We start from the raw sequence: 12,887 nt of genomic DNA on the forward strand, positions 1-12,887 counted from the left end.
TTACAGTTTTTTGCCGGTGAGCAGCTCGTAGGCCTCCAGATACTTGGCAATGGTCTTGTCAATCACGTCCTGCGGCAGGTCGTAGTTGCTGTCGGGGTTGGCCTTGAGCCAGTCGCGAACGAACTGCTTATCAAAAGAGGGCTGGCTGTGGCCCGGCTCGTAGCCCTCCAGCGGCCAGAAGCGGGAGGAATCCGGGGTGAGCATCTCGTCGCCCAGCACCACGTTGCCGTTCTCATCCAGACCAAACTCAAACTTGGTGTCGGCAATGATGATGCCGCGGGAGAGCGCATACTCAGCACATTTCTTATACAGGGCAATGGTGTAGTCGCGCAGCTTGGTGGCGTACTCCTCGCCGTGGCCGGGGAACTGCTTTTCCAGCACCTCGATGCTCTTTTCGTAGGAGATGTTCTCGTCGTGGTCGCCGATCTCGGCCTTGGTGGAGGGAGTGTAGATGGGCTCGGGCAGCTTGTCGGACTCCTTCAGGCCTTCCGGCAGCTGGATGCCGCACACCTTGCCAGTCTTCTGGTAGCTGGCCCAGCCACTGCCGGTAATGTAGCCGCGCACGATGCACTCGATGGGCAGCATGGTCAGCTTACGGCACATCATGCTGTTGCCGTCGAACTGGGGCTGCTGGAAGAACTCCGGCATATCCTTCACGTCCACGCTCAGCATGTGGTTGGGCAGCAGATCGCGGGTGTAATCGAACCAGAACTTGCTCATCTGGGTCAGAACGGTGCCCTTTTTGGTGACCTTGTTTTTCAGGATGACATCAAACGCGGAAATGCGGTCGGTAGCAACCATGATGAGGCTGTCACCGTTATCATAGATCTCACGAACCTTGCCTTCTTTAATGGGCTTGAACTCAGTCATAATCAAACACTCCATTTTCCAATGCCGAAAAAGCGGCGGTGTATCTTACCTGATTATTGTACCATGTCTGCGGACAGTTTGAAAGAAACAGAATGAAAGGAAAATCAGGCCGTTTTTGCATTTTTCTCGTGAAAAATGTACGAAAAATAGAATCAAAATTCGGCGATTTGACGATAAAAGTCGTACTTTCACAACAATGAAGCACCTTTTTGTAAAATGTAGGCATGGACATTCCGGCGATTGTGCGGTATCTTATAATCAACAAATTAGAATAGGGAGGGTTTACATATGGGCAGTTTTCCCAAAGATTTTCTGTGGGGCGGTGCCACCGCTGCCAACCAGTGCGAGGGCGCATGGCAGGCAGGCGGCAAGGGCCTTGCCACCGTGGATGTGACCCCGTTTGGCCCGGACCGCTTCCCGGTGGCGCTGGGTCGGCTGGAAATGCTGGAGTGTGACGACAAGCACTATTATCCCAGCCATGAAGCCATTGACCTGTATCACCATTATAAAGAGGACATCGCCCTCTTTGCCGAGATGGGTTTCAAGTGCTTCCGGCTGTCCATCGCATGGACCCGCATCCTGCCGAACGGCGACGATGCCCAGCCCAATGAAGAGGGCTTGAAGTTCTATGAGGATGTGTTTGATGAGTGCCACAAATACGGCATTGAACCGCTTGTGACCATCTGCCACTTCGATACCCCCATTGCCCTCATAAAAAAGTATGGCGGCTGGAAAGACCGCCGCATGGTGGATGCCTATGTGCACTACTGTGAAGTGCTGTTTGACCGCTACAAGGGGAAGGTGAAATACTGGCTCACCTTCAACGAGATCAACATGCTGCTGCATCTGCCCTTTACCGGCGCGGGGCTAGTGTTCTATCCGGGCGAGAATGTGCAGCAGGTGGAGTATCAGGCGGCACATCATGAGCTGGTGGCCAGCGCAAAGGCGGTCAAGCTGGCCCATGAAAAGATGCCCGGTGCCATGGTGGGCTGTATGCTGGCGGCAGGCCAGTATTACCCGCGCACCTGTGCACCGGAGGATATCCGTGCCGCGCAGGAAGCGGACCGCGACAACTACTTCTTTACCGATGTGCAGGCCCGGGGAGCCTACCCGGTGTGGGCAAAAAAGCGGATGGAGAAGGCCGGCATCACCCTACACACCGAGCCGGGCGATGAGCAGGTTCTGAAAGAAGGCACCGTGGATTTTGTCTCCTTCAGCTACTATTCCAGCCGCTGCATCACCACGGATCAGGAGATCCTGGCAGAAGAAAAGGCCGACGGCAATGCGGTGCTGGAAGCCGTGAAGAACCCGTACCTCAAGGCCAGCGAGTGGGGCTGGGCCATCGACCCGGTGGGCCTGCGCGTGACCCTGAACACCATCTACGACCGGTACGAAAAGCCCATGTTCATTGTGGAGAACGGCCTTGGCGCGGTGGATACCGTGGAAGCGGACGGCTCCATCCACGACAGCTACCGCATCGATTATCTGCGCGCCCACATCGAGCAGATGGAAAAGGCCGTCAACGAGGACGGCCTGCCGCTGATGGGCTACACCACATGGGGCCCTATCGACCTTGTGAGCGCATCCACCGGTGAGATGAAAAAGCGCTACGGCTTTATCTATGTGGATAAGGACAACGACGGCAACGGCACACTGGCCCGCAGCCGCAAGGACAGCTTCTACTGGTACAAAAAGGTCATTGCTTCAAACGGCACCGACCTTGCCTGAAATTTGCGAAAAAATAAATTTGTGAGAAAGAATTGGAATTTATGACACCTGAGATCATTGCACACCGCGGCGCGTCCTATCTTGCGCCGGAAAATACCCTTTCTGCGTTCCGCAAGGCGATGGAGATCGGCGCGGACGGCGTGGAAATGGACGTACAGCAGACCAGAGATAAAAAGCTGGTGATCCACCACGATTTTGTCATTGACTGGCACACCGATATGCGTGGCCAGATCTACGACATGACCGAGGGCGAGCTGAAGGCGCTGGACTTTGGCAGCTGGAAGGATGTGAACTATCGGAACGAGAGGATCGCTACCCTGCAGGAGGCACTGGCTCTGTGCAGGGAAATGGAAGGTACCATCGTTCAGCTGGAAATGAAGGCCACCATCGATGACGACCCGGATTTTGTCCCCCGCGTGATCGAGGAGGTGCGTGCAGCAAACATTACCGACCGGCTGGTGGTGATCTCGTTCAACCACGACCTGCTGCGGCAGGCAAAGCAGCTGATGCCAGAGCTGAAGGTGGGCGTGCTGGTCTACGGTGCGTTGGAGACCATGGCGCTGCCCACTAGCACATGGGAAATGCTTGGCCTGCAGAACGGGCTGGAAGAGGATGATTTTCCACAGCTGCCGCCGCTGTCGGTGGAAAATGTGGATGACGAAAACTGCAGCTGGGCCCTGCGCTGGATGGGCAACCAGATCAGTATGCTGCAGGCGAACTTTCCGGGCAAGAGTCTGGTAGAGGTAGCCCAGCGCCTGCTGGAACAGCGGGACCCGGTAAAGTATGTGCAGACGCTGGACTTCAAGCCGGACTGGGTGAGCTGCGAATATCACACCGCTTACCAGCAGCCCAGCATGGTGCAGAAGCTGCATGATCTGGGCATCAAGGCGGCATACTGGACGGTGGACGGGGAACAGGCCGTGAAAGACCTTTGGCCCCTGCAGCCGGATGCCATCGTCACAAACCGCCCGGACCGCGTGCGGGAATGGATCTCTGAACTGGAAATGACAGAATAAAGGGCAGAAGCTGCATCCCTTCGGTGCGGCCTGATTCCCCAAGCAACATCTGAAAAGCAAACAGCGGACAGCCTGCAGGCCGTCCGCTGTTGTGCTATGCAAAAGATGTTATAAAATATATCCGAGACTCCGCAGCACGAACAGCCAGAAGGTCAGGCTGAATGCGCTGAACAGGGTGGTGGTAACGCACACGCTGCCGGTAAGCACACCTTCGTGGCCCATCTGCTTTGCCATAACGTAGCACGCCGGGGTGGTGATGCTGCCCAGCATCACCAGCAGGGCCACCAGCTTTTCGTCGGTAAAGCCAAAGCGCACAGCCAGCGGCAGGAACAGCGCAGGCAGCACCATCAGCTTGACCACAGTAGCCACAGCGGTAGGCTTGAGGTATCCCAGAGCTTTTTGGCCCTTGAAGCCTGCACCAATGGCAAGCAGGGCCAGAGGGCTGGTCAGACCGGCCACATTGGAAAGGGCCTTATCCAGCATGGCAGGCATGGAAATGTGCAGCATGCTCCACGCAAAGCCCGCTGCAATGCCCAGAAGGATGGGGTTCGTCAGGATGCCTTTCACACTCTTTTTGAGCTTTTCAGCCATATTGCCGGTCTGAGCCTGCGCAGTGGGCGCTTCCAGCATCAAAATGACCACTGCCATAATGTTATACAGCGGCACACTGCCAAGGATCATCAGGCTGGACATGCTGGCATCGCCGTAGATGCTCTGCAGAAAAGCCGAGCCGAGGATGGCAGCCGACGAGCGGTAACACACCTGAACGAACTCGCCCACAAGGCCGGTGCCCTTTAAAAACAGCTTTGCCAGCGCCCAGATCACAAGGATGCACGCCAGTGTGACCGCAAAACAGAACAGCACATACCGGCCATCGAAGGTGGCGCGGACATCGTTTTTGCCAAGGTCGCGGAACAGCTGCACCGGCAGTGCCACATAAAACACGAACTTGTTGGCCCCGGCCACAAACGCATCGCTCAGAAAACCGGTGCGGTGCAGCACATAGCCCAGCAGCATGATAAAGAACAGCGGCATGGTGCTGTTCATGCTGAACAGAAGATTTTCCAGCATGGCTCACACCCCGCCGTGGCGGCGCTGCTCTGCCGCCAGCTCCTGCTGCAGGGCAGCTTTGCGGTGGTCCAGCAGCAGGTCTTTGTTGTACTTGAAGTAGCGCTCGCAGCCGTTCTCGGTGAGGAAGGCGTGGGACACCGGGTCCACCGTCAGCTCGGTGACGAACACCACCATCTCCTGGCTTTCGGCAAAGGCCTGTTCCATAAAGTCGAAAGCGGCTTCCAGCGCGGCGCTGGCGGTCTGCTGGGCCTTTTCGCGCTCATCGGCAAGGGACTGGAACTGCCCGCGCAGCAGGTCGAAGGCTTCCTGTGTGCCGGCGGCGTTGGCACGGCGCAGTTCGCCCTCCCAGCCGCGCAGCACGGCCAGCACTTGCAGGCGGGTGGTCAGAGCATCTTTGCTCAGCAGCCCGGCGGCACGCTTTTGCTGTGTTTCGGTGTCGTAATCCATGATCTGCTGGTGGAACATTTCTGCCGAGCCGTCCGGGATATCCTCCGGAACGGTGGCAAGGGCTTTTTTGGTCTCCCGCAGAAAGGCATAGCAGCTGTCGGCCACTGCATCTGCCTGACGGGAGGCCGTGAACCGGGTGCCGAGGCCTGCAAGGATCAGGCTGACCAGCGAAAGCCGCTCGTCGAAGGGGGCCTGCAGCAGCCGTGCGAACACGGCGGGCTTTGCCTGTCCGGCCAAGATCTCCTCTACGCCGTAGTCGTCGCGGTACTTATAGTAAAGGTCGAGGTAGGCGGAGAAGTCCTCTGCGATCTTCGGGTGCTGGATGTACTCGCGGATCAGGTCTTCATCAGCCTGCAGACCCAGTGTTTCGTAGGTGTCCAGCAGATTGGAAAGATCCTCCCAGCCGCGGGCGGTCACGAACTGGGTGCCGTCCACATCGGCGTTGATCTGGTAGAAGTTCTGCGGGTGCAGCTCCAGATAGCTCAAAATGGCGCTGTGGATGTGGGCAGCGCGGGCATAGTCCTTCCACACGGGCAGGTCCGGCTCAATGTCCATGCGGCGCACGCGGTCCAGCGTAACGATATCAAAGTCGCGCACAGATTTGTTATATTCCGGTGGGTTGCCTGCCGCCACGATCACCCAGCCCGCAGGCACGGCCTGATTGCCAAAGGTCTTGCATTGCAAAAATTGCAGCATGGTGGGGGCCAGCGTTTCCGACACACAGTTGATCTCGTCGATGAACAGAATGCCCTCGGAGAGGCCGGTGGCCTCCATCTTGGCGTAGATGCTGGCAATGATCTCGCTCATGGTATATTCAGTCACGGAGACATCTTTGCCGCCATAATTGCGCTGGCGGATGAAGGGCAGGCCCACGGCGCTCTGGCGGGTGTGGTGGGTGATGGTGTAGGCCACCAGCGCCACGCCGCACTCCCGGGCTACCTGCTCCATCACCTGCGTCTTGCCAATGCCCGGAGGCCCCATGAGCAGAATGGGACGCTGCCGGATGGCCGGGATGGCGTATTCGCCCAGAGCATCCTTGGCAAGGTAGGCTTTTACGGTGTGTTCAATTTCTTCTTTGGCTCGTTTGATATTCATAACAAATTCCCTCACGAATTGTTCAGGTCACGGTACAGGTCGTCCTCTTCGGCCAGCGCGTCGGCAAGGGTGCTTTGCGGGCGGGCTGCTGCACCGGTAAATTCCTCTTCATCCAGAACCACCTTCATGGCCCACGGCGGTACATTGGCATCGTCGAACCGCTCCCCCAGAAACAGAAAAGCGGTGTCGTAGGCCGGGCGCTTGGCGGGGTAGGTGCCCATGCCGTCGGTGAAGTACAAAAGGCCCCGCAGGTTCGAGAACTTCTTCTCGGCGCACAGCTGGTTCACGTATTCAAAGGCCGGGCGGAAGTCCGTTCCGCCGCCGCCCCGCAGCTCAAAGTGGTTCATGGCGTGGATCAGCTCGTCCTCATTGTGGATCAGGATATCCTGCCGGATAGCGTTATCGGCCTGGATCAGGTGCAGGTTCATCCGGTGGAAAAAGTTCTCCTGTCCTTTCAGCAGAGTGTAGGTCTCCGCAAGGAATGCCCGCACCAGTTCACCGGAGGTGGAGTAGCTGGTGTCGATGACAAGGGCCAGCTCCTCGATCTTTTTGCTCTCCCGGCTTTCCAGAGGCTCGATGAGGGGCAGGTTTCCGTACACCGAAAGGCCGTAGGTGTAGAAGTTCAGGTCGAACTCGTCCGGGTCCAGCTTTACTTCCTCCCGCAGCACGCAGAACCGGCGCAGAAAATCCCGGTAGCTGCGGCGGCTGCGGTTGGCGGCTTTTACCTGCTGCTTCAGGGCATCGGCACCGTCCCCGGCTTCCTTATCCCGCAGGTCCAGCTCTGTCTGCATCCGCTCCCCGATCTTCTGCCACGTTTTCTGGGGCAGCGGCGTGGGCATCTGCTGGGGCTGGTCAGGCGCATCCTTCGGCCACAGACGGTGGTCGTCGGTCACGAACTCCCGCTCCAGCTGGCGCAGCACACCGGGTGTCTGCCGGGTGAGCCACCGATACACCGGCGCGGCTGCCACCACGGTTTCCTCGGCGGTGATCTGCTGGTAGGCGTTCTGGCGCACATAGGTCAGCGGGCGCTTGACGCTGGTGCGGTTCAGGCTGTCGATAACGTTTTCCACTGCGATATCACAGGCAAGGCTCCACAGCTGCGGCTCCCGGCGGCCTTTCAGCCACAAATGTCGGAATACGCAGTGGAATATGGTGTGCAGATACAACCGGTTGAGATATTTTGGATTGTCCTGATAGAGCCGCAGCAGGTGGCTGGGCTGATAAAACAGGACCTGACCGTCCGTAGCCAGCACCCGGCAGCGCTCGTCCGGGGCGGGGGACAAGGCACTGAGCGCCATATCCAGAAAGCGGAAGTCCAGATACAGCCCGCTGCGCACCACCGCCAGCACCTCGCCGCCCATGCGTGCCTGCCACTCCTCGTGGGTCTCCGGCCGCTGGGACTGGAACGGCTTGCGCGGGTCAAAAAATTTTTCTTTTTGGATCGTTTGGGGCAAAAGTGTCACCTCACTTGGAACCCTCTCAGCCTTGCTGCAAACTCCCCCAGTCATCGCTGCGCGATGCCAGCCCCTCAGGGATGGGGCCTCTGGCGAAACCGGAAGCTTACCCTTACTGCCAAAGGCTCCCCTTAGAGGGAGCTGGCGCACGAAGTGCGGCGGAAGGAGTTTTCTGCTGTTTAAAAATCAAAATCGTACCGCTGCTTTTTGGGCTGAGGAGCATACTTTTTGTGCTCCGCATCCGCCAGCAGAGCGGCGGCAGCGGCGTTCCCGACCTTGGCGGCAAGGGCTGAAGCTTCGGCAAAGCCGTCTTTGTCCAGCACATCCAGCGCAATGAGTGCACGCACGGCATCATTGTCCTGCGCCTTCAGCAGGCGGGCCAGCACCCGGTCGGTGTTGGCTGCCAGAAATGCCCGGTAGTGCCCGGCGGCGGCTTCGGTCAGCTGCCACGGATACCGCAGCCGGTCAAAGCAGAGCATTGCCATCACATTGGCATCGTCGGCATCGTGGCCCTGCGGGAAGATCGCGTCGTATTCTGCGGGGAGGAATTTGTTCTCTAAAAAACACTGCCGGTAATGATATCCTTGGCCGGAAAAGGTGTGAAGAAGGATGTGGGCGGGGGTCTCCTCGATATCCTCCCAGTAGGCGGGATACCAGAGCGCCGCCAGCGGGGCTGCTGTACCGGCAGGGCAAAACTCAGCCCGCACCGCTTCGGTGATGTTGTTCACAAGGGCAAACAGGCCGGTAGGTTCTTCAGGGCCTGCCTGCACCCGGATGGTCTCCAGCGCGAAGCAGTTCAAAAACACATCGCTGCCCATGGTCAGGCTGCCCGTGCCCACGGTGAGCAGACGCAGCTTGCGGCAGTTGTAGAATGCGCAGCTGCCGACGACCTGTAAGCTGTCCGGCAGGGTCAGCTCTTCGAGAAAGTTCCCACACACCGGGTGCAGGTCGTCTGCATCCGAACCGGCAGCGGGCGCGTCAAAGTCGAAGTCATACCGGCGGCAGGTGCCGCCCACCGTCTGCCCAAAGGCCCGAGTCAGCCGCGCCGTGCCGTCCGGGGCCGCCTCGTAGCGGCAGGTCTTGTCTGCCGCAGGCAGGCTGCGCGGCTTTTCGGAAAAGCAGTAGTCGCCCAGTTCGGTAACAGCAAAGCTGCCGCCCTCCGGTGCTGGCAGGGTGCCGGGCAGCGCGATACACGGCTCTGTGCCGTACACCCGCACCAGCCGGGCTGTGTCTGCCGAAAGCGGCAGGATGTCCAATGTAAGGGCGTTTTCCGGATATGCCATGTTCTGACCTCGTTTTCCTGCAATTCATTCAAGGTTCAGTATACCGCGAACAGGGGGTGATTGTCCAGAGCGGAGAAGAGAAAAGGAGCCGCCGCACGGCGGTGTGCCGGTACGGCGGCTCTTTTGAGAAGGCAGAAAAACGCTTAGTTTTCGGCAAGGTTGCCGGTGTACAGCTGGTAATACTTGCCTTTTTTAGCGATCAGCTCGTCGTGGCTGCCGCGCTCGATGATGCGGCCCTGCTCCAGCACCACGATGCAGTCTGCATTGCGGACGGTGGACAGGCGGTGCGCAATGACAAAGCTGGTGCGGCCGTACATCAGGCCGTCCATGCCGCGCTGCACCAGCGCTTCGGTGCGGGTATCGATGGAGGAGGTGGCCTCGTCCAGGATCAGCACCGGGGGATCTGCCACGGCGGCACGGGCGATGGCCAGCAGCTGGCGCTGGCCCTGCGAGAGGTTGGCACCATCGCCGGTGAGCATGGTGTTGTAGCCTTCCGGCAGGCGCTTGATGAAGCCATCCGCGTTGGCAAGGCGGGCGGCGGCGATGCACTCTTCATCGGTGGCCTCCAGCCGGCCATAGCGGATGTTCTCCATCACCGTGCCGGTGAACAGATGGGTGTCCTGCAGCACGATGCCCAGAGAACGGCGCAGATCGGCCTTTTTGATCTTGTGGATGTTGATGCCGTCGTAGCGGATCTTGCCGTCCTGAATGTCGTAGAACCGGTTGATGAGGTTGGTGATGGTGGTCTTACCGGCACCGGTAGAGCCGACAAAGGCGATCTTCTGGCCCGGACGGCCATACAGATTGATATCGTGCAGGACGGTTTTTTCCGGCACATAGCCAAAGTCTACATCGGTAAAGGTGATGCTGCCTTCCAGCTTGTGGTAGGTGGTAGTGCCGTCGTGGTGCGGGTGCTTCCATGCCCAGATGCCGGTGCGCTCGGTGGCTTCCACAAGGTTATCGTCGCGGTCATACTTGGCGTTGACCAGCGTGACATAGCCCTCGTCGGTCTCGCTCTCTTCGTCCATCATCTTGAAGATACGCTCGGCACCGGCCAGAGCCATGATGATGCTGTTGGCCTGCATGGACACCTGACTGATGGGCATGTTGAAGCCCTTGTTCAGGCTCAGGAAAGCCACCACCGTGCCAAGGGTCGTGCCGCCCATGCCGCTCACGGCCATGGCTGCGCCTGCCAGCGCGCAGACGGCATAGCTGATGTTGCCCAGCTGGGCGTTGACCGGCATCATGATGTTGGCAAAGCTGTTGGCTTTGTTGGCGCTGTCCTTCAGCTGGTCGTTCAGCTGGCGGAAACCGTCCAGCGCCTTCTGTTCGTGGGTGAACACCTTGACGACCTTCTGGCCCTCCATCATCTCTTCGATGTAGCCGTTCAACTTGCCCAGATCCCGCTGCTGCTGGATGAAGTATTTGCCGGACTGCTGGGTGATCTTTTTGGAGAAGAACATCATCAGCGCCACCATCAGCATGGTAACGATCGTCAGCTGCCAGCTGAGCATGCACATGCTGAAGAACACCGAAACAATGGTAATGGCGCTGGACACCAGCTGCGGGATGCTCTGGCTGAGCATCTGGCGCAGGGTATCCACATCGTTGGTGTACACGGACATGATGTCGCCGTGGGGATGCTGGTCAAAATACTTGATGGGCAGGCTCTCCATGTGGGTGAACAGCTGGGTGCGCAGGTTGCGCAGGGTGCCCTGCGTCACGTTGACCATGATGCGGGCGTTGAGCCATGCGGCCAGAATGCCAATGACGTAGATGATGCCTACCCGCAGCAGAGCTGCTGCCAGCGGGGCAAAATCGGGGTCCTGCTGCTGGGTCATGGGTACGATGTAATCGTCCATCAGGGTCTTTAAGAACAGACTGGCCTGAACGTTTGCCAGCGCGCTGACCACGATGCAGACAAGTACAAGGATGCAATGGGGCAGATAGTGCCGGAATACCTCATCCATGATGCGCTTCAGCAGCTTGCCCGGGTTTTCCACTTTGGGCCGGGGGCCGCCCATGCGGGGGCCGGGGCCGCGAACTTCTTTTGCCTGAGCCATTACTGTTCACCTCCCTGTTTGTCAAAGTCGCCGCCGCCCTGGGTCTGGCTGTTGTAAACTTCCTGATAGATGGCGTTGGTCTTGAGCAGCTCTTCGTGGGTGCCCAGACCATCGATCTTACCGTTATCCAGCACAAGGATGCGGTCAGCGTCCTGCACCGAGGAAATGCGCTGTGCAATGATGATCTTGGTGGTGCCGGGAATCTCCTCCCGGAATGCCTTGCGGATCTTGGCATCAGTAGCGGTATCCACGGCGCTGGTGGAGTCGTCCAGAATCAGAACCTTGGGCTTGCGCAGCAGGGCGCGGGCGATGGTCAGGCGCTGCTTCTGGCCGCCAGACACGTTGGAACCGCCCTGCTCGATCCATGTATTGTATTTGTCCGGGAAGCGCTCGATGAACTCATCAGCGCAGGCCAGCTTTGCCACACGGATGCACTCTTCCTCGCTGGCGTTCTCGTCGCCCCAGCGCAGGTTATCGAGAATGGTGCCGCTGAACAGCACGTTCTTCTGCAGCACCATGGACACCTCGCGGCGCAGTACGTCGAGGTTGTAGTCGCGCACATCCACGCCGCCCACCTTCACGGTGCCGGTCTCGGCATCATACAGGCGGGGAATCAGCTGCACCAGACTGGATTTTGCGCTGCCAGTGCCGCCGATGATACCTAAGGTCTCACCGGGCTTGATGCTGAAGGTGATATCATTCAGCACCGGCTGGCCGCTGCCGTGCTTATACTTGAAGGTGACATGCTCGAACTCGATGCCGCCGTCCTTCACCTGCTGCACCGGCTGCTTTGCGGGGGGCAGGTCGGTGGTCTCGTCCAGCACTTCCACAATACGCTTTGCGGAAGCGGCAGACATGGAGATCGTGACAAAGGCCATGCTCAGCATCATCAGGGCCATGAGGATGTTCATGATGTAGCCGAACAGAGCGTTCAGCTGGCCGGTGGTGATGGCACCATGCAGAACGTACTTGGCACCCAGCCAGCTCAGGGCGATGTTGCAGCCGTAAACGGCGGTGAGCATGGCAGGGTTATTGAAGCTCAGGCGGCTCTCAGCGTTCACAAACTGGTCGTACAGGCTCTGGCAGGCTTTGGTGTACTTCTCGTTTTCAAAGCCCTCGCGCACGAAGCTCTTCACTACGCGGATGGCGGAGACGTTTTCCTGCACGGAAGCGTTCAGGGCATCGTAGTTTTTGAACACCCGGTCAAAGATGTGGAAGGTGGGCACCATGATGCCTGCCAGCACCGCCACCAGAAAGACCACAGCCACCACGAAGATCAGTGACAGCGGGCCGCCGATCATCACGGCCATGAACAGGGCGAACACCAGATGCACCGGGGCGCGCACGCACATGCGCTCGATCATCTGGAATGCGTTCTGTACGTTGGTCACGTCGGTGGTCATACGGGTGACAAGGCCTGCGGTGGAGAATTTATCAATGTTGGAAAAAGAATAATGCTGGATGTTCTCATACATGGCATCGCGCAGATTTCCGGCAAAGCCGGTGGATGCCTCGGCGGCGTATTTGCCGGCCAGAACGCCCAGCGCCAGCGCGACCACAGCCACCAGAAAGGTGAGCAGGCCGTACTTGAGGATGGCGTTCATATCGCCCTTTTCAATGCCCTGATCGATGATAAAGGCCATGATGGTGGGCAAAAGCACATCCATCACGGCTTCCAGAGCGGCAAAGAGCGGTGTCAGGACTGCGGCGCGTTTATACTCGCCCAGATGTGACACTAACTTTTTGATCATCTGAGTTACCTCCTGTTGCTTTTTATTTGTTTGGTACAGAACAATTTTATACAAAACATTTTAATTGTCAAGACGTTTCAAAAAATGTTCATAATTACTAATTTAACGA

9 protein-coding genes are annotated in these 12,887 nt (G+C 58.3%); 2 read left to right on the top strand and 7 right to left on the bottom strand.

From position 1 onward, the window contains the following. Positions 1–870 (bottom strand): phosphoribosylaminoimidazolesuccinocarboxamide synthase, encoded by an 870-nt coding sequence (locus PXT33_RS02540; RefSeq protein WP_044953963.1) that lies wholly within the window; start codon positions 868–870, stop codon positions 1–3. Positions 871–1,158: 288 nt separating this feature from the next. Between PXT33_RS02540 and PXT33_RS02545 the strand changes: the two genes are divergently transcribed. Together PXT33_RS02545 and PXT33_RS02550 are read left to right on the top strand one after the other, a co-directional pair. Continuing rightward, a complete protein-coding gene (locus tag PXT33_RS02545) occupies positions 1,159–2,598 on the top strand; it encodes a 6-phospho-beta-glucosidase (protein WP_097774317.1) in 1,440 nt (479 codons plus the stop codon). Positions 2,599–2,639: 41 nt separating this feature from the next. Next, on the top strand, positions 2,640–3,614 hold the full coding sequence (locus PXT33_RS02550) for a glycerophosphodiester phosphodiesterase family protein (protein WP_097781339.1): 975 nt from the start codon (positions 2,640–2,642) through the stop codon (positions 3,612–3,614). Between the two features lie 108 nt (positions 3,615–3,722). On the opposite strand, the gene PXT33_RS02555 is transcribed toward PXT33_RS02550, so the two are convergent. The 6 genes from PXT33_RS02555 to PXT33_RS02580 all read right to left on the bottom strand — a co-directional run bounded on the left by PXT33_RS02555 (position 3,723) and on the right by PXT33_RS02580 (position 12,778). Beyond that, the gene (locus PXT33_RS02555; RefSeq protein ID WP_097774318.1) at positions 3,723–4,685 is read right to left on the bottom strand and encodes an AEC family transporter; all 963 of its coding nucleotides are present in this window, start codon (positions 4,683–4,685) and stop codon (positions 3,723–3,725) included. 3 nt (positions 4,686–4,688) lie between these two features. After that, the gene (locus PXT33_RS02560) at positions 4,689–6,227 is read right to left on the bottom strand and encodes an ATP-binding protein (protein WP_005943995.1); all 1,539 of its coding nucleotides are present in this window, start codon (positions 6,225–6,227) and stop codon (positions 4,689–4,691) included. Between the two features lie 11 nt (positions 6,228–6,238). Continuing rightward, on the bottom strand, positions 6,239–7,690 hold the full coding sequence (locus PXT33_RS02565; RefSeq protein WP_337679872.1) for a VWA-like domain-containing protein: 1,452 nt from the start codon (positions 7,688–7,690) through the stop codon (positions 6,239–6,241). Between the two features lie 170 nt (positions 7,691–7,860). Then, entirely contained in the window at positions 7,861–8,964 is a 1,104-nt protein-coding gene (locus tag PXT33_RS02570; RefSeq protein WP_332375890.1) for a leucine-rich repeat protein, read from the bottom strand. A 143-nt stretch (positions 8,965–9,107) separates the two neighbouring features. Continuing rightward, a complete protein-coding gene (locus PXT33_RS02575) occupies positions 9,108–11,027 on the bottom strand; it encodes an ABC transporter ATP-binding protein (protein ID WP_332375891.1) in 1,920 nt (639 codons plus the stop codon). Continuing rightward, the gene (locus PXT33_RS02580) at positions 11,027–12,778 is read right to left on the bottom strand and encodes an ABC transporter ATP-binding protein (RefSeq protein WP_332375892.1); all 1,752 of its coding nucleotides are present in this window, start codon (positions 12,776–12,778) and stop codon (positions 11,027–11,029) included. Before PXT33_RS02580 ends, PXT33_RS02575 begins: the two co-directional genes overlap by 1 nt. Positions 12,779–12,887: the final 109 nt, after the last annotated feature.

Source organism: Faecalibacterium taiwanense, assembly GCF_036632915.2.
GTDB classification, from domain to species: Bacteria; Bacillota; Clostridia; order Oscillospirales; family Ruminococcaceae; genus Faecalibacterium; species Faecalibacterium taiwanense.

Coding starts and splice junctions, on each gene's coding strand:
- PXT33_RS02550 (WP_097781339.1), top strand. CDS start 2,640: ATGACACCTGAGATCATTGCACACCGCGGCGCGTCCTATCTTGCGCCG.
- PXT33_RS02580 (WP_332375892.1), bottom strand. CDS start 12,778: ATGATCAAAAAGTTAGTGTCACATCTGGGCGAGTATAAACGCGCCGCA.
- PXT33_RS02545 (WP_097774317.1), top strand. CDS start 1,159: ATGGGCAGTTTTCCCAAAGATTTTCTGTGGGGCGGTGCCACCGCTGCC.
- PXT33_RS02575 (WP_332375891.1), bottom strand. CDS start 11,027: ATGGCTCAGGCAAAAGAAGTTCGCGGCCCCGGCCCCCGCATGGGCGGC.
- PXT33_RS02555 (WP_097774318.1), bottom strand. CDS start 4,685: ATGCTGGAAAATCTTCTGTTCAGCATGAACAGCACCATGCCGCTGTTC.
- PXT33_RS02540 (WP_044953963.1), bottom strand. CDS start 870: ATGACTGAGTTCAAGCCCATTAAAGAAGGCAAGGTTCGTGAGATCTAT.
- PXT33_RS02570 (WP_332375890.1), bottom strand. CDS start 8,964: ATGGCATATCCGGAAAACGCCCTTACATTGGACATCCTGCCGCTTTCG.
- PXT33_RS02560 (WP_005943995.1), bottom strand. CDS start 6,227: ATGAATATCAAACGAGCCAAAGAAGAAATTGAACACACCGTAAAAGCC.